This is a genomic window from Nocardiopsis endophytica, assembly GCF_027706725.1.
Classification (GTDB): Bacteria; Actinomycetota; Actinomycetes; order Streptosporangiales; family Streptosporangiaceae; genus Nocardiopsis_A; species Nocardiopsis_A endophytica.
On sequence record NZ_JAQFWQ010000063.1, the window covers coordinates 1 to 21,850 of the forward strand.

The following is a 21,850-nucleotide window of genomic DNA, read 5'->3' on the forward strand; positions in this document are numbered from 1 at the left end:
TAGGCGGGTGCGCTCCGCGTTGATCTCGGGAGAAACGACGCTACCGGGCCGCTTTCAGGGGCGCTTTCCCGAGATCAACGACGCAGGGGCGCCGACCGCAGAGGTCGGCGCCCCTGCCCGTCCTCGGCGTCTCCTCCGCCTCGCGCTGCGTCGGCCCTCCACCGGGGAGAACCCGCCCCTTCGCCGCCGGACGGGACGGCCTGACGCGTGGTGCGGATGGAGCCCGTGGGCCCCGGGCGAGAGGCCCGATCCCCCCGTAAACACGCCCTCCCGCCGCTGACCGGTCCCGGCCAGGGCCGCTGCCGAGCGTTGATCGCCCCGTCGCTCCGTGTGACGCTCGCTGTGGGGCACAGGCGGCGCGACCTGCGAACGGGATCGGTGGGCGATGACCTCAGCGCAGCTGTGGACCCTGATCGGCCTCGGCGTCTTCCACGGCGCCAACCCCGCGATGGGATGGCTCCTGGCCGTCTCCCGAGGACTCCAGGAGGGCAGCAGGGCGGCGCTCCTCCGCTCCCTCCCCCCGCTCGCCCTCGGCCACGCCGCGTCCATCGCGGCGGTCGCCGTGGTCATCACGGTCACCGGGTCCCTCACCGCCTCCCACTGGTTCACCGTCTCCGGGGGCGCCCTCCTCGTCGCGCTCGGGCTGTGGACCCTGCTGGCGCGGCGCCACTTCCACTGGACCGACGTGCGCATGTCGTTGCCGCAGCTCGGCCTCTGGTCGTTCTTCATGGCCTCGATGCACGGCGCCGGCCTGATGGTCCTCCCCGTCCTCGCGGGCGACTTCGCCGACGGCGGCTCCGGCTCCGGGTCCGCCCCCGGCGGCCACCACCACGGCGCCGCCGCACACGGCACCGGAGGAACCACCGGTGGATCCTCCGGAGACGGCGCGGCGCAGGCGGCGGCAGGGCACTCGGCGGACAAGGGTGCGGCGCCGGCGGCCGCCACCGAGGGCACCGCCGCGGACGCCGCCGCCACGGACGCCTCCTGGAGCCTCCTCGACGCGACGTTCCTGGGGCTCGTCGCCACCGGGGTCCACACGCTCGCCATGTTCGCCGCCGCCGGGATCGTCGCCCTCATCGCCTACGACTTCCTCGGGGTCCACGCCATGCGCCTGCGCTGGGTCACCATGGACCGCGTCTGGGCCTTCGTCCTGATCGCGGGCGGCGCCTTCGCCGCGTGGTCGGCCCTCGCGTGACCGCCCCCGTAGTCCGACACCCGCGCCCGCCCCCGGCATCCGGCCCCCGCTACCCGGTACGCCGATGGGACCGGCGTCCCGAGAGCCCACACGGCCGGACAGGAACCTTCCCCCGGGCCGGGTCGTCGTACCGGCCGTGAGCACCGATCCCCATCGAGGCGCCTCAGACGGCCTTCCGCCCTCCCTTCCCTCCTCCGAGGAGGGGACCGACCCCGACGGCGCCACCGCGCCCCCCGGCGCGCGCGGACGGCGCCGCCGCGGGCGCAAGCGCGGCGGCTGCCTCGTGAGCCTCCTCGTCACCCTCGCCGTCCTCGCCCTCATCGCGGGCGGCCTCGCCCTGGCCGCGCCCCGACTGCTCGAAGCCGTCGGGAGGGACCGCACCGCGCTCCCCTGGGGCCCCGAGTGCGCCGTCCAGACCGAGGACGGCGCCATCGCCCTCACCGTCGAGGAGGCGCAGCGGGCCACCACCGCCGTCGCTCTCAGCGCGCGCGGCGCCGAGGCCCCGGACACCTCCGACATCGACCCGGCCGCGCTCGAACGCCTCGCCCAGGGCCCACCCGACGACGCCGGCCCCAGCCTCACCTGCCGCGTCTCCCCCGCCTCGGGGCTGGAGCGCCAGGAGATGGCCGAGTCCGGCCTGACCCCGCGCGCTGAGGAGGTCCTGGAGGCCATGGGCGAGGTCTTCGGCGAGCAGAGCCTCGGCGGCTACGAGCCCGGCGGCGTCGACAGCGGCCACGGCACCGACTCGGCCCACTACGACGGCCGCGCCATCGACGTGTTCTACCGGCCCGTCAACGAGGAGAACCGCCGCGAGGGGTGGCTCCTGGCGCACTGGCTCGTCGCCCACGCAGAGGAGCTGCAGGTGGCCAACGTGATCTTCGACGACAAGATCTGGAACGCCCGCGGCTCGGCCGGGGGCTGGTGGGACTACATCTCCCCCGACCCGGACAACGAGATCCTGCGGCACCTGGACCACGTGCACGTCGACGTCCAGCGCGGCGGCTGAGCGGCCCCCGGCCCCCGGGAAGCACTCCGCCGGCACCCCGTGGCGGTCCCGGAAGACCCTGTGGGTCCTCCGGGACCGCCAGGGCCCCTCCGCGGATGGCGCGGCCCCTGGTGGGCGGGTGGGCACGCGAAGTAGGTTGTCCCGCGTGCCTGACATCGATTCGGACTTCCTCGCACTGCCCCTGCGCGAGCTCGCCGACGCCGCCCTCGAGCGCGCCGGTGCGCTCGGCGCCGAGCACGCCGACTTCCGCCTGGAGCGCGTGCGTGGCCGCGTGCTGTCGGTCTCCGACGGCTCGGTCGACACCGCCGCCGACTCCGACACCCTCGGCTTCGCCGTACGCGTGGTGCACGAGGGGGTGTGGGGCTTCGCCTCCGGCGACGTCCTGGAGCCCCGCGCCGCCGCCGAGGCTGCCGAGCGCGCCGTGGACATGGCCCGGGTGGCCGCCCCGCTGACCGCCGAGCGCATCGAGCTCGCCCCCGAGCCCGCCCACCCCGGCGCCGTGTGGGTCTCGGCCTACGAGAGCGACCCCTTCTCCACCACCGTCCGGCAGCAGGCGGCCCTGCTGTCGGGCTGGTCCCGCCGGCTGCTGGAGGACCACCGCGTCGACCACGTGGACGCCACCCTGCTCCAGGCCAAGGAGCAGAAGTTCTACGCCGACAGCGCCGGCACCTCCACCACCCAGCAGCGGGTGCGCATCGCCCCGGAGGTGGAGGTGTTCGCCAACCGGGACGGCCTGATGGACAGCATGCGCACCCTCACGCCCCCGGCCGGGCGCGGCTGGGAGTACACCGCGCGGGTGGAGGCCGAGCTGCACGGGCTGCCCGCCCTGCTGGAGGAGAAGCTGCGCGCCCCCTCGGTCGAGCCGGGCCGCTACGACCTGGTCATCGACCCGTCGCAGCTGTGGCTGACCATCCACGAGAGCATCGGCCACGCCACAGAGCTGGACCGGGCGCTGGGATATGAGGCCGCCTACGCGGGGACCTCCTTCGCCACCCCCGACAACCTGGGCTCGCTGCAGTACGGGGCGCCGTCGATGCACGTGACCGGCGACCGGACGGTGGAGCACGGCCTGGCCACCGTCGGGTTCGACGACGAGGGGGTGGAAACCTCCTCCTTCGACCTGATCCGCGACGGCGTGCTCGTCGGCTACCAGCGCGACCGGCGCATCTCCCGCCTGACCGGCCACGACGCCTCCAACGGGTGCGCCTTCGCCGACTCCCCCTCCACCATGCCGATCCAGCGCATGGCCAACGTGTCGCTGGCGCCCGCCCTCGACGGCCCCACCACCGAGGGCCTGATCGAGGGCGTCGAGGACGGCGTGTACATCGTGGGCGACCGGAGCTGGTCCATCGACATGCAGCGGTACAACTTCCAGTTCACCGGCCAGCGCTTCTACCGGATCCGCAACGGCCGGCTGGACGGGATGCTGCGCGACGTCGCCTACCAGGCCACCACCACCGACTTCTGGAACGCGATGGCGGCGGTGGGCGGCCCGAGCACCTACGTGCTCGGCGGCACGTTCCGGTGCGGCAAGGGGCAGCCGGGACAGGTGGCGGCGGTGAGCCACGGCTGCCCGTCGGCGGCCTTCACCGGCGTCCGCGTCCTCAACACGGTTCAGGAGGCAGGCAAGTGAGCGCGTCCACCCCGCAGGAACTCGTCGAGCGCGCGCTGGGGCTGTCCCGCGCGGACGGGTGCATGGTGCTGGTCCGCGAGCGCAGCAGCGCCAATCTGCGCTGGGCGGGCAGCTCGCTGACGACCAACGGCGCCGCGCGGTCGCGGTCGGTGACGGTGGTGTCGGTGGTCGAGGGCCCCGGCGGCACCCAGGTGGGCGTGGTCGAGCGCGGAGGGCTGCTCGACGGGGAGCTGGAGGACCTGGTGCGCGCGGCCGAGGAGGCCGCCTCGTCGGCGATCCCCACCGAGGAGGCGGTGCCGCTGGTGGCGCCCGATGAGGCCGGCCAGGGGGGCGACTGGGACGCGCCCCCGGCGGCCACGGGCGTGGAGGCGTTCTCCGAGGCCGCGCGCGGCCTGGGCCGGGTGTTCCGCGCCTCGGGGGGCTCCAAGCGCCTGCACTACGGGTTCGCCGAGCACACCGTCGCCTCCACGTTCCTGGGCACCTCGACCGGGATCCGGCTGCGGCACGACCAGCCCGAGGGCACCATCGAGATGAACACCCGCGCCGAGGGCTCCGACCCGCGTTCGGCGTGGGTGGGCCGCAGCGCGCCGGACTTCGCCGCGGTGGACCCCGAGGCGCTCGACGCCGAGCTGGCGCGCCGGGCCGAGTGGGCCGCGCGGCAGGTGGACCTGCCCGCCGGGCGGTACGAGGTCGTCATGCCGCCCGAGGCGGTGGCGGACATGATGGTGCCGCTGTACTTCGACTCCGGGGCCCGCGACGCCTTCGAGGGCCGGTCGGCCCTGTCGGCGCCGGACGGCGGCACGCGCGTGGGCGAGCGGGTCGCGGGGCTCGCGCTGAACCTGCTGAGCGACCCCGGCCGCGCGGGGCTGGAGTGCTCGCCCTTCGTGCTGGCCGGCAGCCCCGGGCGCGACATCAGCGCCTTCGACAACGGGCTCCCCCTGCGCCGCACCGAGTGGATCTCCGCCGGGGTGCTGAACGCCCTGGGGCAGACCCGGGCGACGGCGCGCAGGACCGGGATGGAGCCGACCGGCTTCATCGACAACCTGGTGCTGGAGCTGCCGGGGGCAACGGACGGCGTTGACGAGATGGTGGCGCGGACCGAGCGCGGGCTGCTGCTGACGTGCCTGTGGTACATCCGGTCGGTGGACCCGCAGACGATGCTCCAGACGGGCCTGACCCGTGACGGCGTGTACCTGGTGGAGGACGGGCGCGTGACGGGGGCGGTGAACAACTTCCGCTTCAACGAGTCGCCCCTGGACCTGCTGAGGCGCGCGACGGAGGCCGGGGCGTCGGTGCCCGCCCTGTCGCGTGAGGCCGGGGACATGTTCCCGCGGACGGAGATGCCGCCGCTGCGCATCCCCGACTTCAACATGTCGACGGTCAGCAAGGCGTCCTAGGCGCCCCGGCGGCGGAGTCCGACGCGGAGTCCGGCTCCGGAGGGGCGCCCGCGGGCGCCCCTCCGGAGCCGCGTGCCGCCCGTGCGCCCCTCAGTCCCCTTCGAGGCGGAATCCGAGCTTGAGCCCCACCTGGTAGTGCGCGATGCGGCCGTCCTCCAGGTGGCCGCGCACCTGGGTGACCTCGAACCAGTCCAGTCCGCGCAGGGTCTGCTGGGCCCGCTCGATCCCGTTGCGGATGGCCTGGTCGACGCCCTCGTGCGAGGTGCCGACGATCTCGGTGACCCGGTAGGTGTGCTCGCTCATGGCCGCCCCTCCTGCGCTCCCGGCGCCCCCGTCGGGCGCCGCCGGTGTGTTCCATCGCACATTTCCCGGCACCCTTCCCCGGGGGCGGATCGGGCAATCCCCCCTTCTCCGCCGCTTTCCCGACCCTTTACGGGTTCCGCCCATACACCATTGGTCCCGTTCCGGAAAATTCGCCATTAGTTGGTGAAACAGCAGGTCCGCGGGACTCTCCCGAGATCACGTCGTAACTGAGTCTTGACGTACCCCCGGGAGTGGCGGTGTACATTGGGGGCAGCGCTTCGGTCCCCCGTCGGAGCGCTGGGCCGGTGTTTCGAGCCCCCGTCGGAACACCGCGCGCGACGTCGGGTGGTTTGCCCCCGTAGCCACCCGGCGTCGCCTTTTTCTTTCCCGCCCCGGTCGGCGCGGCCCCGGCGGCGCCGCCGGGCGGGCCGCCGCACCGACCCGGAGAGCACCCCGTTGAGCACCACCGACCCCGCCGGAACCGGACCGCCCGTCTGCTCGCGGAGGGGATGCCGGCAGGAGGCGCGGTGGGCGCTGGTGTGGAACAACCCGAAGGTGCACACCCCGGACCGCCGCAAGACCTGGCTGGCCTGCGACGAGCACCGCGGCTACCTGGCGGACTTCCTCGACGTCCGCGGGTTCCTGCGCGAGACGGTGCCCTTCGAGGAGTTCACGGGCTGACGGAGTCCCCGGGGGCGGCCGGGACGGCGCCGTACGGAGCACAGCGGGACGCGGAAGCGCCCAGTGGGCCCCGGCCCGACGGGCCCGCCTCAGTCCGTCCCGTCGCGGAGCAGCTCCCGCGCCCGGGCCAGCTCCTCCGGGGTGTCGCAGTCGAAGGCCGCCAGCTCGGCGCCCTCGGGGGTGCGCACCCGCGCATAGTCGAACGGCCGGATGCACCCCGACCCCGAGGGCGCGAACAGGCCTCTGAGGGACGCCCCGGGGTAGGCCTCCAGGCCCGCGCGGAGCCGGTCGGTGCGCCAGACGCCCAGCAGCCACTGCTCCCGCCCCTCGGCGTCCACCATGACGGCGCCGTGGCGCCCCTCGGCGGCCGCCCGCAGCGCGGTCACGTGCTCGGCGCGCAGGAAGGGCATGTCGCCGGCGAGCACCGCCGTCCAGGGCGCCCGGACCTCGGCCGCCCCGGCGCGCAGCGCCGGGACGGGCCCGGAGCCGGGAGGGTCCTCGCGGACGTACACCGCGTGCGGGCGCTCGCGGGGCGGCCCCACGACGACCACGCGCCCGGGGGCCGCGGCGGCGACGCGCTCCAGCAGGGTCGCTCCCCCGGCCTCCAGGCCGGGCTTGTCCGCGCCCCCCATGCGGCGCGCCCTGCCGCCCGCGAGGATGACGCTGTCACACTCCTGGAGCGCCTCCACGGCCCCTCCCTATCGGTTCCCCTCGGCGGCCGCACGCGGCCGCCTCAGCCCTTGACGCACACGACCTGGCGCAGGTGCGCCACGACCTCCACGAGGTCGGTCTGCGCCGAGACCACTTCCTCGATGTCCTTGTAGGCCCCGGGGATCTCGTCGACCACGCCGGAGTCCTTGCGGCACTCCACCCCGCGCGTCTGCTCGGCCAGGTCGGCCTCGGTGAAGGTCTTGCGCGCCTTGGAGCGGCTCATGCGCCGCCCCGCGCCGTGCGAGGCGGAGTTGAACGAGGACTCGTTGCCCAGGCCGCGCACGATGTAGGTGCCGGTCGCCATGCTGCCGGGGATGATCCCGAGGTCGCCCCGGCCGGCGCGGATCGCGCCCTTGCGGGTGACCAGGACGTCCACCCCGTCGTAGGTCTCCTCGGCGACGTAGTTGTGGTGGCAGGAGATCCACTGGCCGAAGCGCACGCCCGGGAAGGAGCGGCGCAGCACGTCGCAGGCCAGGCCCATCATGACGTCGCGGTTGCGGCGCGCGTAGTCCTGCGCCCAGAACAGGTCGCGGCGGTAGGCGTCCATCTCCGGGGTGCCCGAGACGAACACGGCCAGGTCGCGGTCGGGCAGGTCCTGGTTGTGCGGCAGCTTGCGGGCCTGTTCGATGTGGTGCTCGGCGAGCTCCTTGCCGATGTTGCGCGACCCCGAGTGCAGCACGGTCCACACGGTGCCGTCGTCGTCGAGGCAGACCTCCAGGAAGTGGTTGCCGCCGCCCAGGGTGCCCATCTGGTGGGCGGCGCGGTCCCGGCGGCCGTGGACGGAGGGGGCCAGGTCGTCGAAGCCGTCCCAGAACCGGTCCCAGTCGCCGGACTTGAGGCCGTGGATGCGCCGCACGTTCACCGGCGCGCGGTGCATGCGGAAGCCGACCGGGACGGCCGACTCCAGGTCCGAGCGCAGGCGGCCCAGGTCGTCGGGCAGGTCCTCGGCGGTCAGCGAGGTCTTGACGGCGGTCATGCCGCAGCCGATGTCCACGCCCACGGCCGCCGGGGACACGGCGTCGCGCATGGCGATCACCGAGCCGACGGTGGCGCCCTTGCCGTAGTGCACGTCGGGCATCACGGCCAGGCCGTGCACCCAGGGCATACGGGTGACGTTGCGGAGCTGGTCCATGGCGGCCGGTTCGACGCCCTCCGGGTCGGTCCACATCCGGATGGGTACGCGCGCACCGGGCGCCTCCGTGTAGGGCATGGCTCCTTCGCCTCCTTCTGACGGGCGGATCGGTCGCGCCGGCTCCGGGGCCGGTACCGCCGGGCCCGGCGCCCGGAAATCAGACCAGGGGCGGACACTCGGCGGCAACGGGTTTTCCGTGCCGTGCCCGCCCCCTCGGGCGCCGATGGGCGCCGATCCGCCCCGGCCTCAGCCGCCGATCGCCGACATGGGGCGCGCGGGCTGCAAGAAGCCGGTGTCGTCGATGCCGTGGCCGGGCATCTTGCGGGCGACGGCGGCGCGCCAGCGCTCGGCGATCTCCTCGTCGGTGCCCCCGTCGCGCAGCAGCGGGCGCAGGTCGGACTCCTCTCGGGCGAACAGGCAGTTGCGGATCTGGCCGTCCGCGGTCAGGCGCACGCGGTCGCAGGCCCCGCAGAAGGGCCGGGTGACCGAGCCGATCACCCCGACCGTGGCCGGTCCGCCGTCGACGAGGAACCGCTCGGCCGGGGCGCTGCCGCGCTCCTCGGTGTCGTCGGGCGCCAGGTCGTAGCGGGTGCCGAGCAGGTCGAGGATCTCGTCGGCGGTGATCATCGTGTCGCGGCGCCAGCCGTGCTGGGCGTCCAGCGGCATCTGCTCGATGAACCGCAGCTCATAGCCGCGCTCCAGGCAGTAGGCGAGCAGGTCGGGCGCCTCGTCGTCGTTGACGCCCCGCATCAGCACGGCGTTGACCTTGACCGGGACCAGCCCGGCGTCGGCCGCGGCGGCCAGGCCGTCGAGCACGTCGGGCAGGCGGCGGCGCCGGGCCAGCCGCTCGAAGACGTCGGGCCGCAGGGTGTCCAGTGAGACGTTGACCCGGTCCAGCCCGGCCTCGGCCAGGGCCGGGGCCATCCGGGCCAGGCCGATGCCGTTGGTGGTGAGCGCGGTCTTGGGGCGGGGCCGCAGCGCCGTCGCGGCGGCGATGATGCCGGGAAGGCCGCGGCGCAGCAGCGGCTCGCCCCCGGTGAATCGGACCTCCGTGATTCCGAGCATCGTGACGCCGATACGGATCAGGCGGTGGAGTTCGTCGTCGGTCAGCAGCTCCGGCTTGGGCAACCACTCCAGCCCTTCCGGGGGCATGCAGTACGTGCAGCGCAGGTTGCACCGGTCGGTGAGGGAGACCCTCAGGTCGGTGGCCACTCTCCCGTAGGAATCAGCCAGCACGGGCGACACCTCCCATGTTCGTCGCGGGACCCGGTCGGACGACCGCCCGCAAGCGGCTGTGGGGGCCGGGACCGCATCTCCTTGGTGCTTCCCGACACACGCCACCCTAAAAGACGCGTGGTTCGTCCCGCAGTGCCGGAGGGGCCGTTCTTGCACACCTCCGTCCAGTTCGGGACGTTTTCCAGCAGGGTTTCGGTCGAATTTCCGTCGCGCGGTACAAAACCACTCCTTCTTCACGGCGAAGATTCGGCCGATGCCACAGCCGCCCCGGCCGGGCTCCGCCGGCCCCCTCCGCGGGGACCACGGCCCTTCCGGTGCGCCGGAGTCCACTCCTGCCCCACGCGCTCCGCGCACGCTACCGTCGGGGGACGACAACGGAAGGAGCCTCGATGGCCGTCTCGCGCGAATGGGGGCTGCCCGGCGGCCCCGGAGGGGCCCAGCGCCTGCACGCCCGGGCCTGGGCCGCGCAGGGCGAGGACCCCGCCTGGCTGGCGGTGCTGGTGCACGGCTACGGCGAGCACATCGGCCGGTACGGGCATGTCGCCGAGTACCTGTGCGCGAACGGCGCGGCCGTCTACGGGCTCGACCACCGCGGGCACGGGCGCTCGGAGGGCGAGCGCGTCTTCATCGACGATTTCGCGGGCGTGGTGGAGGACGTGCACCGCCTGGTCACCCAGGCCCGCAGCGCCTACACGCGCCTGCCGCTGGTGATGGTGGGCCACTCCATGGGCGGGCTGATCGCCGCGCGCTATGCCCAGACCCACCCCGAGGAGCTGACGGCGCTGGCGCTGTCCGGCCCGGTGCTGGGCCGGTGGGACCTGGTCCCCGAGCTGCTCGCGCACGAGGAGATCCCCGACGTGCCGATCGACCCGGCGACGCTGTCGCGGGACCCGGAGGTGGGCGCCGCCTACGCCGCCGACGAACTGGTCTGGCACGGGCCCTTCAAGCGCCCGACGCTGGAGGCCATCGCCACCGAGCTGGAGCGCATCAACGCGGACGGGTGCATCGACGCGCTGCCGCTGCTGTGGATCCACGGCTCCGACGACCGGATCGTGCCGCCCGACGGCACCACCCAGGGCATTCTGAGCCTGGCCGGGAACGACGTCACGGCGCGCATCCTGCCCGGGGCCCAGCACGAGGTGTTCAACGAGTCCGACCCCGAGGAGGCCTTGGCCGAGGTCGTCCGGTTCGCCGAGCGCTTCGCCGCCAAGGGCTGAGGCCGTCCCCTCCCGTCCCCCGCGCGGCACCGGAGGGGACCGTCGGTGCCGCGCGGGGGTGCCCGAGGGCACAGGGGCCCCGCAGGGCCTCAGCCGTCGTACAGGCCGTCGATGGCGTCGGCGAACTTGCGGTGGACCACCCGCCGCTTCAGCTTGAGCGAGGGCGTCAGCTCCTCGCTCTCCACGCTCCACTCGGTGGGCAGCAGCCGCCACCGCTTGACCTTCTGCACCTGCGCCAGTCCGGCGTTCGCGGCCTCCACGGCGCGGGCGACCTCCTCCAGGACCAGCGGGTGCTGTGCCAGCTCGGCCAGGCCGGCCCCCTCGATCCCGCGGGCGCGCGCCCAGCCGGGGGCGACCTCGGCGTCGAGCGTCAGCAGGGCCACCGGGTAGGGGCGCCGGTCGCCGTAGGCCAGGGCCTGGCCGACCAGCGGGTGCTCCTTGAGGCGGCTCTCGATGGAGGCAGGGGCGATGTTCTCCCCGCCCGAGGTGATGAACAGTTCCTTCTTGCGGTCCACCACGTAGACGAAGCCGTCCTCGTCGATGCGGCCCACGTCCCCCGTGTGCAGCCACCCCTCCTCGTCGACGAGCGCGGCGCTCTCCGCCGGGCGCTCGTGGTAGCCGGACACGTTGATGGGCCCACGCACCAGGAGCTCCCCGTCGTCGGCGACGCTCACCTCCATGCCCTCCGAGGGCAGGCCCACGCTGCCGAACCGGTAGGCGTCGGGCCGGTTGACGGTGACGGCGCCGCAGTTCTCGGTCATCCCGTAGACGTCGCGGATGAGCACGCCCAGTCCGCTGAAGAAGCGCAGGGTCTCCTCGGGCATCGGGGCGGCGGCCGTGATGCAGTAGACGGCCCGGTCCAGCCCGATCAGCGCGCGGATGGGCGCGAGCACCTCGGCGTCGACGCGGGCGAAGCGCTCGGCCAGGCCGGGCTCGCGCTCGCGGCCGTACTGGCCCTGCTCCAGGTATTCGCGGGCGACCCGGGAGGCCGCCTCGATCGCCGCCCGCTGCTCCTCGGGGGCGGCCGCCAGGGCGGCGGTGAGGCCGGACTGGAGCTTCTCCCAGACGCGGGGCACACCGAACAGCCCGTGCGGGCGCACCAGGCCCAGGAACTCGCCCAGCCGCGGCAGCTCGGGGCAGAAGTACAGGTGCCCCGCCACCCTGATGGGCAGGTAGGCGCTGAGGACGCGCTCGGCGATGTGCGCCATCGGCAGGTAGGACAGGGTGACGGCCCGCCTGGGGGTGGCGTTGGCGCGCAGGGTGATGACGCACTGGTAGAGGACCTGGTGGTGGGTCTCGAAGACGCCCTTGGGGTCGCCGGTGGTGCCCGAGGTGTAGAGCAGGGTGGCGTTGTCCTCGGGGGTCAGCGCCTCCGCGCGCGCTTCGACCCGGCCGGGGTCGGCGGCGTGCAGGCGTGCGCCGTCGGCGGTGAAGTCGGCCCAGGAGACGTATCTGCGGCCGTCCTTGGGGGCGTCCGGCACCGCCTCCGGGTCAATGAGCACGACAGTGTGCAGGGTCTCGGACCGCTCCAGGGCGGGGCCCCAGCGCTCCAGCTCCTCAGCGCCCTCCAGGACCGCCATGCGCACGCCGCAGTCCTGCGCGACGAAGGCGACCTGCTCCGGGGCGAAGGTGGCGTACACGGTGAAGGGCACTGCGCCGGCGTGCACGGCCCCCATGTCGGCGATCAGGTGCTCGGAGCGGTTGGGCAGCATGAGCGCCACGACCTCGCCCGGCCGGAGGCCCGCCCCGGCGAACGCCGCGGCGGCCTCCAAGGCGGCGCGGCGGTACTGCGACCAGGTCAGCGTCCTCCATCCGTCGCCCACCCGGTCGGAGAGGGCGGGGGCGTCCCCGTCCTCCTCCGCCGTGGTGCGCAGCCAGTCCACCAGGGTCCGGCCCTCGATCTCGGCCTCAACCTCCGCGCGCTCGCGCAGGGTCCGCTCGACGTCCACGACCGCCCTCCCGCCTCTCGAACGTGATGCACGTCACCCCCGCCCGCACATCCGAACACGGTTAGGCGAAGAAGGGCAAGTGTGCGGATGATCCGCCGACGCCGCGGCACGGTGCGCCGTGGCACGGTACGCGCCGCGGTGCGGCCGCCCCCGGAACGCCGTGCGGACCGGCCTCAGAGGTAGAGCTCCCCGTGCATCGGGGCCGGGCGCGCCATCGCCTCCCCATAGGCGTCGGAGAGCCGGTCCACGACCTCTCCGAGCACCTCCGGCGGCTGGGTGTAGGCCAGGCGCACGTAGCGCTCCAGAGTCCCCTCGGTGCCGAACACCGGCCCGGCCGCCGGGTGGACCCCGTGCCGCAGCGCGGCCTCGCACAGCGCCCCCGCGATCGGCTGGGGCAGCGCCACCCACAGCACCAGGCCCCCGCTGGGCGTGGTGAACCGCCAGCCCGGCAGGCGCTCACGCAGGAGTCCCACCAGGGCGTCGCGCCCGCGCCGCAGCGCGGTGCTGCGCTCGGCCCGGATGCGGGTCACGTCGGCCAGCAGGCGGGTGACGATGAGCTGGTCGAGCAGCGGACTGCTGATGTCCACCCGCTGCCGCGCCGCCATGAGGCGCTCCACCATCGGCGGGGTGGTGCGCACCCACCCCACCCGCAGGCCTCCCCAGAGGAGCTTGGAGACCGAGCCGACGCTGAAGACCCGGCCGTCGGTGTCGTAGGCGGCCATGGGCGCGGGCTGGTCGCCGGAGTCGATGGCCAGCTCGGCCACGGTCTCGTCGACGATGAGCGAGGTGCCCGCGCGCTTGGCCTCGCGCACCACGGCGGCCCGCTCGTCGTCGTCCATCAGGGCGCCGGTGGGGTTCTGGAAGTCGGGGATGAGGTAGGCCGCCTTGGGGCGCCACTGGCGGAACGCGTCGGCGGCCGAGTCCATGTCCCAGCCGTCCGAGGTGACGCCGAGGGTGCGGATGCGCGCCTCGGCGCGGCGGGCGCACTCCAGGGCGTGGGGGTAGGTGGGCGACTCCACCAGTACCGTGTCGCCGGGTTCGAGCAGCAGGTCCATCAGCAGGGCCACGCCGTGCTGGGAGCCGTTGGTCACGAAGATCTGGTCGGGCGTGGTCGGCAGGCCGCGCTCGACGTACCGGCGGGCGATGGCGTGGCGCAGCTCGGGCAGGCCGCGCGGGGTGTACCCCAGCTTGCCCAGGTGCGCGGGGAGCTGCTCCACCGCGCGGCGGGCCGCCTCCTGCAGCCCCTCGACCGCGGGCGAGGCGGCCACGCCCAGGTCGATGTGCTCGGCCTGGGGGACGAACGGGGACCCCGCGGCCGTGCCGGAGTCGGGCAGCACCGTCCAGCTCCCGGCGCCCTGGCGGCTGTCCAGGTACCCGTTCTCGCGCAGCCAGGCGTAGGCGGCCGTGACGGTGTTGCGGCTGACCCCCAGCGCCGACGCCAGGTCCCGCTCGGCCGGCAGCCGGGTGTGGGTGGGCACCCGGCCGTCCAGGATGAGGCCGCCGATGGCCCTCCCCACCGCCAGGTAGTAGGGGCGCCCTTGCGCCCCGTCGCCGACCAGGCGGGCCAATAGCCGTCCATTGATCCGGCGCTCACCGGCCATTGCCGGTCCACTTTCTCGAATTGGCACTCAACACGGGACACATCATGGTGCCAATATTACGCACATGCCCCGTTCCCTTCAGCCCCAGCGCTCCCCTGCCCCGCTCCTCGACCGCCTCCTCCCCCCGCCCCGGCCGCGCCGCCTGGCCCAGCTCCTGGCCGGCCTGCACCTGTACGGCATCGGCGGCGCCCTGCTGCTCGCCGCCGACCTGGGCGCCATGCCGTGGGACGTGCTGCACCAGGGCCTGGCCGAGCGTACGGGCCTGACGGTGGGGACGTGGAGCGTCATCGTGGGGGCGCTGCTGATGCTGCTGTGGATCCCGCTGCGCCAGCGCCCCGGCCCGGGCACGATCGCCAACGTCGTGCTCGTCGGCCTGTCGGTCGACCTGACCCTGCTGTGGCTGCCCGACCCGCACTCCCTTGCGCCGCGCATCGCCTACCTGGCGGCCGGAACCGTCGTCACCGGCGCGGCCACCGGCTGCTACATCGGCGCCCGGCTGGGCCCCGGCCCACGCGACGGCCTGATGACGGGCCTGGCCGAACGCGGCCTGTCCATCCGGGCGGCGCGCACCGCGATCGAGGTCGCCGTGGTCGCGGCCGGGATGCTGCTGGGCGGGACCGCCGGGGTGGGCACGGTCGCCTTCGCCCTGGCGATCGGCCCGCTGGCCCAGGTGTGCATCCCCCGCATGCAAGTGCCCGAACGGAAATGACCCCGATCCATTGCGATCGACGGCTGCCACGACGCCGTCGGCGCCGGTACGCTGTCCCGGACGGACGGTGACGGAGCGAATCGTCGGTCCATCCCCCCATGCCCTCCCCTGCCCGGCGCACGGGCGCGGAGGCGTCGCGCGCACGCGGCGGGGGAAGACCGATGGATACCCGTCCCGGCACCGACGGGCAGGTGGACCCGCCCGCCGCGACCCGGCGGGCGGCACGAGGTGACCGAGGCACGGTCAGGCGCCCCCGACCACCCTCGGAGTCGGATACGGTACGTCCGCGCACGATGTGATCTTCATTACACACCAGGGGGTGAGCCGCGTGTCCGGCTGGATCGAGGACTATGCGCTGATCGGCGACATGCAGACGGCCGCGCTCGTGGGGCGCGACGGCTCCGTGGACTGGCTCTGCCTCCCCCACTTCGACTCCCCGGCCTGCTTCAGCGCGCTGCTCGGCGACGAGCAGAACGGCAACTGGTGGATCCGGCCCGCCGACGGCCCCGCCACCGCCACCGCCCGCCGGTACCGCCCCGAGACCCTCATCCTGGAGACCGAGTGGGCCACCGATGAGGGCACGGTCCGGGTGATCGACTTCATGCCGCCCCGCGGCGGCGCCCCCCACCTGGTGCGCATCGTCGAGGGCGTCAGCGGCACCGTGCGCATGTCCACCGCCCTGCGGCTGCGCTTCGACTACGGCAACGTCGTCCCCTGGATGCGCCGCAGCGGCGCCGAGCTGGCCGCCGTCGCCGGGCCGGACTCGGTGTGGATCAGCACCACCGTCCCCCTCGACGGGCACAACTTCGCCCACGACGCCGAGTTCACCGTCACCGCCGGGCAGCGGGTGCCGTTCGTGATGACCTGGCACCCCTCGCACGTGGAGGAGTCCGAGCACCTGGACGCCGAGAAGTCGCTCTCGCGCACCGAGCGGTTCTGGCGCAAGTGGGTCGGCAAGTGCAGCTACGAGGGCCGCTACCGGGACGCCGTGGTGCGGTCGCTGATCACCCTCAAGGCGCTCACCTTCGCCCCCACCGGCGGCATCGTCGCCGCCCCCACCACCTCGCTGCCCGAAGAGGTCGGCGGCGTGCGCAACTGGGACTACCGCTACTGCTGGCTGCGGGACGCCACCATCACCCTGGAGGCGCTCATCCGCAGCGGCTACACCGAGGAGGCCGACGCCTGGCGCGAATGGCTCGTGCGGGCGGTGGCCGGCGAGCCCCAGCAGATGCAGATCATGTACGGCGTGCGCGGTGAGCGGCGGCTGCCCGAGTGGGAGGCCGACTGGCTGCCGGGCTATGAGGACTCGCGCCCGGTGCGCATCGGCAACGCCGCCGTGCACCAGTACCAGCTCGACGTCTACGGCGAGGTCATGGACGTGCTGGACCTGGGCCGCCGCTCCGGCCTCCCCCGCGAGGAGCACGTGTGGGGCATGCAGCGCTCCCTGGTGAACTTCCTGGAGTGGTGCTGGCAGGAGCCCGACGAGGGGCTGTGGGAGGTGCGCGGCCCGCGCCAGCACTTCGTGCACTCCAAGGTGATGGCCTGGGTGGCCGCCGACCGCGCCGTGCGCACCGTCGAGGACTTCGGCATGGAGGGCCCCATCGAGCGCTGGCGGGCGCTGCGCGACACCATCCACGCCGAGGTGTGCGAGTACGGGTTCGACGCCGGCCGCAACACCTTCACCCAGTACTACGGCAGCAAGGAGCTGGACGCCGCGCTGCTGCTCATCCCCGAGGTGGGCTTCCTGCCCTACGACGACCCGCGCGTGGTGGGCACCATCGAGGCCATCCGCGACGACCTGATGATCGACGGGTTCGTCATGCGCTACCGCACCGACCGCGCCGGCACCGCCGACAAGCTGCCCGGCGACGAGGGCGCCTTCCTGGCGTGCAGCTTCTGGATGGCCAACGCGCTGCTGCGCATCGGGCGCGAGGACGACGCCCGGGAGCTCTTCGAGCGGCTGCTCTCGCTCCGCAACGACGTGGGGCTGCTGGCCGAGGAGTGGGACTCCAAGGCCGGGCGGCAGGTCGGCAACTTCCCGCAGGCCTTCAGCCACGTGCCGATGGTGACCACCGCGCTCAACCTGTCCAAGCACGACGGCCTGCGGCGCTGCAAGTAGGCGCCCGCGGCGGGGCCGCCCGCCCCGCCGCCCGGGCCCCGCACCGCCCGTGACCCCCGCTTGGCCCCGTGCTGGGGTGAGCCTTGGGCCCCCGCGGGTAGTGCGTCCCCATGCTCGACATGTCGGTCCAGGGCTGGCAGCAGCTCCTCGCGCTGCTCACGGCCCTGGTGCTGTGCTCCCTCATCGGCCTCGAGCGCCAGCTGCAGCACAAGAGCGCCGGACTGCGCACGCACACCCTCGTCGGCGTCGGCGCCGCGCTGTTCATGCTGGTGAGCAAGTGGGGCTTCGGCGACGTGCTGGAGCTGGACGGGGTCACGCTGGACCCCTCGCGGCTGGCCGCGCAGATCGTCTCGGGCATGGGCTTCATCGGCGCCGGCCTGATCTTCGTCCGCCGGGACGTGGTGCGCGGCCTGACCACCGCGGCCACCGTGTGGGTGGTCGCGGCCGTGGGCACCGCCGCCGGGGCGGGGCTGTGGCTGCTGGCGGCGGCGGTGACCGCCATGCACTTCCTGGTCGCCTACGCCTACCCCTACCTGACCCGGCGCATCACCCGCTCGGCCCCGGACACCGTCGTCTTCGAGATCGAGTACCGGGACCGGCAGGGGGCGCTGCGGGGGATCCTCACCGAGGCGACCTCGCGCGGGTTCGACGTGCGGGACGTGCGCACCCACCGCAGCCGCGACGGCGGCGTCATCGAGCTCGTGCTGACCGTGGTCGGGCGGGCCGAGCCGCCCGCGCTGGCGGCGGCGCTGGCCGCCCTGGACGGCGTGCTGTCGGTGCAGACCGCCGACCCGGACGACGTGGAGGGCTGAACCGGCGGCCGCCCGTGCCGACCGCGGCGGGCGGCGGCCTCAGGTCAGCTTCGGGTCGCCCCAAACGGCGGTGGAGCCGCCGCAGTCGCCGGACCACTTGACCGTCAGGCGCAGCCGCAGCACCCCGGACACGTCCGCGTTCAGCTCGGCGGGCTCGCCGGGGCCGGCGGTGGCCGACGCGAGCCGCTCGCCGTCCCCGGTCACGGTGAACCGCGCCGTCCCCGCCCCTGAGGCGCCGTCGGCGACGCCGACCGTCGCCGCGAACGCGGAGGACCCGCGGCCCAGGTTGTACTCGGCCACCGACGCGCCGCAGCGGCCGGACACCAGCAGGGACTCCTTGTAGCGGACCTCGTCCAGGTCGGCGGAGCCGGAGCTGTAGGCCGAGGCCGGGAGGATGGTCGAGCGGGCCGACAGGGATTCGCCGGGCCGGGAGTTGACCCGGTCCTTCCCGTCGCCCTTGTCGTCCTTGTCGTCGCCCGCCGAGGGCGAGGCCGATGTGGACGCCGACGCCGACGGCTTCGGGGAGGGGCTCTCCCTCCCGGACCGCGCGTCGTCCTGCCGCCCGCCGCCGGCGGCCGACGGGTCGCCGCCCGCCTGCACCTCGGTGCCGCTCATGCGGTCGTAGAGCATCCACCCGGCGGTGCCCGCGCCCGCCATCAGGAGCAGGACCAGGGCCGCGACACCCGCGACGAGGGCCACGCGCCTGCCCGCGCCCTTCTTCCCCGCGGTGTTCGCGGACGCCTGCGGGCCGCCGTGCCCCTGGGCGGCGTGCGGTCCGGGTACGCCACCGGAGGCCGCCTTCGCCTGGCGCCTGGGGCGGGCGTCCCTGCCGCGCGGGCGGCCCCCTCCGCGCCTCTCGTCGGGCACCGTGGGTTCGGCCCGGGGGTCGGCGGCGGGCGGCGCGGGGGTGTAGGCGGGGCCTCCCGCTCCCGTGATCAGCGCGCGCAGCCCGCGCACCCATTCCGCGGCCGAGGGCCGGTCCTCCGGTTCGACGGAGAACACCGCCAGCGCGCGCTCGACGGCGGACGGGTCGGCGCCCGCCAGCATGGGCAGGCCGCGGAAGGCCTCGCGCATCTGCTCCGGGGCCGGGTAGGGGTCCTGTCCCGTGAGCGCGAAGAACACGATGGCGCCGAAGGCGTAGCGGTCTGTCGCCGCGGAGTACTCCCCGATGAAGACCTCGGGGGCCGCATAGCCGGGCGTGAACCAGGGCGTGCGGGTGACGTGGCGCGCCGAGATGCGGCTCAGCCCGAAGTCGACCAGGGTGATGGAGCCGTCCCCGCCGAACATGAGGTTGCCGGGCGACAGGTCCCCGTGCACGACCGGGCGGCCCGAGGGGGTCGCCCGGCCCGAGTGCAGGTGGTCGATGGTGTCCCCGACGCCCTCCAGGCCGGCCAGCAGCGCGTCCGCGGCCTCGGGGCCGTCGACGGCGTGCTCGGCGCGCCAATCCCGCAGGGGGACCCCGTCGACGTAGTTCATGACCAGGAACAGGGAGCGGTCGGCGGGGTTCGCGGCGCCGGGAGGGTGCTCGCGGGCGCCCTCGAAATTCTCCCGGATGCCGACCACGCCCGGGTGGTTGATGAAGCGCAGGAGCTCGGCCTGCTCGCCCCAGCGCGCGCTGAGGTCGGCGAACTGCCGCTCGTCGGCGGCGATCTCGGCGTGGAGGGCCTTGACGATCACGGGCTCGGTGTGTCCGGCAAGGACCACCTCGGCCAGGTGGAGGGTTCCCTCCCCACCCCTGCCGACCTGGCGGACCAGGCGGTACTTGTCCGGCTGGTGGTCGGGGCCGACGAACAGGTCGGTACTCACGGATGCGCCTACCGGGTCGGGGTCGTGCGGAGTCGGGGCCGCGCCCGCGCTCCCGCGGCGGGGGTCACGCGGGGAGGGGAAGGGGCGGCACCGCACAAGGGTAGGGGCACGTGGGGCGGGGCCGGCAATCGGGGCGGGCCGTATACCCCGCGCCCGCGGCGGCCTCCTGCGCCTCCCCGGCGCGGCCACAACCGGCCCACCGGCCTCACCTGCGGCGATCCCGGGACCGACGGCCCCTGCGGCATCCGCCATACGCCGTTCAAAATGCGGATCACACTCGTTGGGGACGGGGTGCCACAGTGGCGCCTCACGGTTCCGGGCACGACCGGGCGGGAGGCACGGGCATGCAGGCGAAGACGGAGCACGACGGCCGGGAGCGCCGCGCGCAGCGCACGGGCCGCTGGCTGGCCGTGGTGGAGGAGTCCCAAGGGCGGGGCGGGCGGGTGCTCGCCGAGACCCTGGAGTGGACCTACGAGGACCGGGACGAGGCCCAGGCCGCGGCGCTGGAGCTGGCGCGGACGCACACGATGCCGGGGCCGCTGTCGCCCCGGGGGCGGATCATCACGCGGGACGGCGACGACTGCTACCGGGTGTACGTGCAGGGCAGGGCGAGCGTCTTCCACTTCACGGTGCGGGTGCTGCAGGTGGCCCAGATCAGTGCCCGGTGACGGGGGCCGGCCTTCGGGGCCCATCGGGCGCCGGGCACATGCCGCGGGAATCGCGAGCGGCGATCCGACCGTGAGAAGGGCGGTCAGGTGGTGCGACCGCCACCATCGCCGCGCTCTACACGGTTGCACTCGGTCGGCTCCTCGGCCCTGGCGGACCAAGCCTGCCTAGGACCTGTCTGTAGTCCTGTGGCGTCCCGCCGGTGCGGGCCCTATCCGGCCCGGATTCCCGTTGATCTCGGGAATTTCGCCCCTAAAACCGCGCTTGTAGGGGCGTTTTTCCCGAGATCAACACGGGGGTGTCCATCGCGCCTGTCCGTGCCGCCGTCCCGGGCGGGCGTCAGCGCGCCTCGGTGTCGACCTCTCCGGGGGCGGCATCGAGGATCTGGGACTGCAGGTCGGTGGTGAACGGGTCGACCGACGAGCCGTTGATGTAGACCGCGGGCGTCCCGGAGAACGCGTCCGTGCCCGAGTACCGGCCCATCACCGCGTCGGTGGCGTTCATGAGCGCGTACACGGCGCTGCCGCTGGGCGCGCCGGCGCCGTTCACCTCGGCGTCGGCCGCCGCCACCTCCTCGTCGATACGGGTGGCGAACTCCGGGTCGTCGATGCCCACCTGCTCACCGATGGACTTCAGCTCCTCGGCGCTGAACCCCTCCTCCCCTTCGGCGGGCTGGGCGTCGAACAGACGGTCCTGGTATTCCAGGAACGAACCGTACTCGGCGGCGACGATCGCCGCCGCGCCCGCGCGCAGCGAGTTCTCCGCCATCGTCCCGCCCTGGGTGGTGAACATACTGACGGGCCGGTAGTGCACGGTCGCCTCGCCGTCGGACCCCATGTCCTCCAGCAGGCCTCCGCTCTCGGTGTGGAACTCCTTGCAGGGCGGGCACTGGAAGTCCATGTAGACCTCGACGACGGGGGCGTCCGTGCCCGGCTCGGCGAGCACGACGCTGCCGTCGTCCTGCTGCACCTGCAGCCCGTCGGCGGACACCGCCCCTCCGTCACCGCCGGAGCCGCCGAAGCCGCCGCGCAGGAAGAAGACGACGCCGACCACCGCCACCAGGACGATCACGAGGCCGCCCGCGACCAGGCCGATGACGAGCCCGGTCTTGGACTTCTTCTGCGGCCGGCCCGGCTGGCCCGGATACCCCTGCGGCGGGTAGGGCGGCTGCTGCGGCCCTCCGGGGCCGTTGGGCGCGCCGGGGCCGTTGGGCGCGCCGGGGCCGCCGGGCGCCCCCGGCGGTCCGGGAGGCCCAGCAGGAGGCCCAGGGGGCGCGCCCTGCGGGGCGCCGGGCGGAGGGCCGGGAGGCGCGCCGGGACCGCCCGGGGGCGGACCGGCGGGACCGGGTCCTCCTGGCGGCGGCCCGGCGGGCTGCCCGCCCTGTGGGCCGGGGGCTCCCTGCGGGGGCCCATAGCCGGAGGGCTGGGGTCCGGAAGGCGGCCGCCCGGGATCCTGCGGACCGGGAGGCTGCTGTCCCGGCGGCGGACCGGGCGGACCTGCCGGGCCGTGCTGTCCGGGCTGTGCAGGCTGTCCGGGAATCGGGGGACCCGCCGGTGCACCGGGAGGAGTGGGCCCACCCGGCCCGGGGCCGTACTGCGGGGGCTGGGAGTTCCGGTCGCCGTCGGGCTGCTGGTTCACGTGCTGCTCGCAATGCTCCGGGGTCGCGGGTATGCGGCC

18 protein-coding genes and 1 pseudogene are annotated in these 21,850 nt (G+C 74.4%); 11 read left to right on the plus strand and 8 right to left on the minus strand.

Annotation, left to right across the window (positions count from 1 at the left end):
* The first annotated feature begins 385 nt into the window (after positions 1-385).
* The 5 genes and pseudogenes from O4J56_RS19955 (at position 386) to O4J56_RS19970 (ending at position 5,231) form a co-directional block, all read left to right on the plus strand.
* A complete protein-coding gene (locus tag O4J56_RS19955) occupies positions 386-1,195 on the plus strand; it encodes a cell wall anchor protein (protein WP_270687670.1) in 810 nt (269 codons plus the stop codon).
* Positions 1,196-1,331: 136 nt separating this feature from the next.
* Entirely contained in the window at positions 1,332-2,201 is an 870-nt protein-coding gene (locus O4J56_RS19960) for a hypothetical protein (protein WP_270687671.1), read from the plus strand.
* Between the two features lie 271 nt (positions 2,202-2,472).
* Positions 2,473-2,574, plus strand: a pseudogene (locus O4J56_RS32130) (PmbA/TldA family metallopeptidase); the annotation flags it as partial.
* A gap of 339 nt (positions 2,575-2,913) precedes the next feature.
* On the plus strand, positions 2,914-3,834 hold the full coding sequence (locus O4J56_RS32135) for a TldD/PmbA family protein (RefSeq protein WP_408639143.1): 921 nt from the start codon (positions 2,914-2,916) through the stop codon (positions 3,832-3,834).
* The gene (locus tag O4J56_RS19970; RefSeq protein ID WP_270687674.1) at positions 3,831-5,231 is read left to right on the plus strand and encodes a metallopeptidase TldD-related protein; all 1,401 of its coding nucleotides are present in this window, start codon (positions 3,831-3,833) and stop codon (positions 5,229-5,231) included. The genes O4J56_RS32135 and O4J56_RS19970 overlap by 4 nt, the downstream gene beginning before the upstream one ends.
* Positions 5,232-5,321: 90 nt before the next feature.
* On the opposite strand, the gene O4J56_RS19975 is transcribed toward O4J56_RS19970, so the two are convergent.
* Positions 5,322-5,534 carry a dodecin gene (locus O4J56_RS19975; RefSeq protein WP_270687676.1) on the minus strand — a complete coding sequence of 71 codons (213 nt, stop codon included), beginning with the start codon at positions 5,532-5,534 and terminating at the stop codon, positions 5,322-5,324.
* 456 nt (positions 5,535-5,990) lie between these two features.
* Between O4J56_RS19975 and O4J56_RS19980 the strand changes: the two genes are divergently transcribed.
* A complete protein-coding gene (locus O4J56_RS19980; RefSeq protein WP_270687678.1) occupies positions 5,991-6,215 on the plus strand; it encodes a hypothetical protein in 225 nt (74 codons plus the stop codon).
* An 89-nt stretch (positions 6,216-6,304) separates the two neighbouring features.
* On the opposite strand, the gene mobA is transcribed toward O4J56_RS19980, so the two are convergent.
* From mobA to moaA, 3 genes are all read right to left on the minus strand, one after another.
* Positions 6,305-6,904 carry a molybdenum cofactor guanylyltransferase gene (gene mobA / locus O4J56_RS19985; protein ID WP_270687679.1) on the minus strand — a complete coding sequence of 200 codons (600 nt, stop codon included), beginning with the start codon at positions 6,902-6,904 and terminating at the stop codon, positions 6,305-6,307.
* 44 nt (positions 6,905-6,948) lie between these two features.
* Positions 6,949-8,136, minus strand: a complete 1,188-nt coding sequence (locus O4J56_RS19990) for an RtcB family protein (RefSeq protein ID WP_270687681.1) — start codon at positions 8,134-8,136, stop codon at positions 6,949-6,951.
* A 168-nt stretch (positions 8,137-8,304) separates the two neighbouring features.
* Positions 8,305-9,294: a GTP 3',8-cyclase MoaA gene (moaA, locus tag O4J56_RS19995; protein WP_270687682.1), complete on the minus strand. Its 990-nt coding sequence runs from the start codon at positions 9,292-9,294 to the stop codon at positions 8,305-8,307.
* 389 nt (positions 9,295-9,683) lie between these two features.
* Between moaA and O4J56_RS20000 the strand changes: the two genes are divergently transcribed.
* Entirely contained in the window at positions 9,684-10,511 is an 828-nt protein-coding gene (locus O4J56_RS20000; RefSeq protein ID WP_270687684.1) for an alpha/beta hydrolase, read from the plus strand.
* An 89-nt stretch (positions 10,512-10,600) separates the two neighbouring features.
* Here the strand turns inward: O4J56_RS20000 and O4J56_RS20005 are convergent, their stop codons facing one another.
* Together O4J56_RS20005 and yczR are read right to left on the minus strand one after the other, a co-directional pair.
* Positions 10,601-12,460: an AMP-dependent synthetase/ligase gene (locus O4J56_RS20005; RefSeq protein WP_270687686.1), complete on the minus strand. Its 1,860-nt coding sequence runs from the start codon at positions 12,458-12,460 to the stop codon at positions 10,601-10,603.
* Between the two features lie 173 nt (positions 12,461-12,633).
* Positions 12,634-14,061 (minus strand): MocR-like transcription factor YczR, encoded by a 1,428-nt coding sequence (gene yczR / locus O4J56_RS20010; protein WP_270687687.1) that lies wholly within the window; start codon positions 14,059-14,061, stop codon positions 12,634-12,636.
* Positions 14,062-14,125: 64 nt separating this feature from the next.
* On the opposite strand from yczR, the gene yczE reads away from it, so the two are divergent.
* From yczE to O4J56_RS20025, 3 genes are all read left to right on the plus strand, one after another.
* Positions 14,126-14,770: a membrane protein YczE gene (gene yczE, locus O4J56_RS20015; protein WP_270687689.1), complete on the plus strand. Its 645-nt coding sequence runs from the start codon at positions 14,126-14,128 to the stop codon at positions 14,768-14,770.
* 328 nt (positions 14,771-15,098) lie between these two features.
* Complete coding sequence (locus O4J56_RS20020; RefSeq protein ID WP_270687723.1) at positions 15,099-16,889, plus strand: glycoside hydrolase family 15 protein; 1,791 nt, start codon at positions 15,099-15,101, stop codon at positions 16,887-16,889.
* Between the two features lie 110 nt (positions 16,890-16,999).
* Positions 17,000-17,701, plus strand: coding sequence for an MgtC/SapB family protein (locus tag O4J56_RS20025; RefSeq protein WP_270687691.1), 702 nt, complete (start codon positions 17,000-17,002; stop codon positions 17,699-17,701).
* A 39-nt stretch (positions 17,702-17,740) separates the two neighbouring features.
* Here the strand turns inward: O4J56_RS20025 and O4J56_RS20030 are convergent, their stop codons facing one another.
* The gene (locus tag O4J56_RS20030) at positions 17,741-19,507 is read right to left on the minus strand and encodes a protein kinase domain-containing protein (protein WP_270687693.1); all 1,767 of its coding nucleotides are present in this window, start codon (positions 19,505-19,507) and stop codon (positions 17,741-17,743) included.
* A 344-nt stretch (positions 19,508-19,851) separates the two neighbouring features.
* Here O4J56_RS20030 and O4J56_RS20035 point away from each other — a divergent pair, with 344 nt between their 5' ends.
* Complete coding sequence (locus O4J56_RS20035; protein WP_270687694.1) at positions 19,852-20,175, plus strand: hypothetical protein; 324 nt, start codon at positions 19,852-19,854, stop codon at positions 20,173-20,175.
* A gap of 337 nt (positions 20,176-20,512) precedes the next feature.
* Here O4J56_RS20035 and O4J56_RS20040 read toward each other — a convergent pair whose 3' ends face one another.
* Positions 20,513-21,244 (minus strand): DsbA family protein, encoded by a 732-nt coding sequence (locus O4J56_RS20040; RefSeq protein ID WP_270687696.1) that lies wholly within the window; start codon positions 21,242-21,244, stop codon positions 20,513-20,515.
* Positions 21,245-21,850 lie beyond the last annotated feature (606 nt).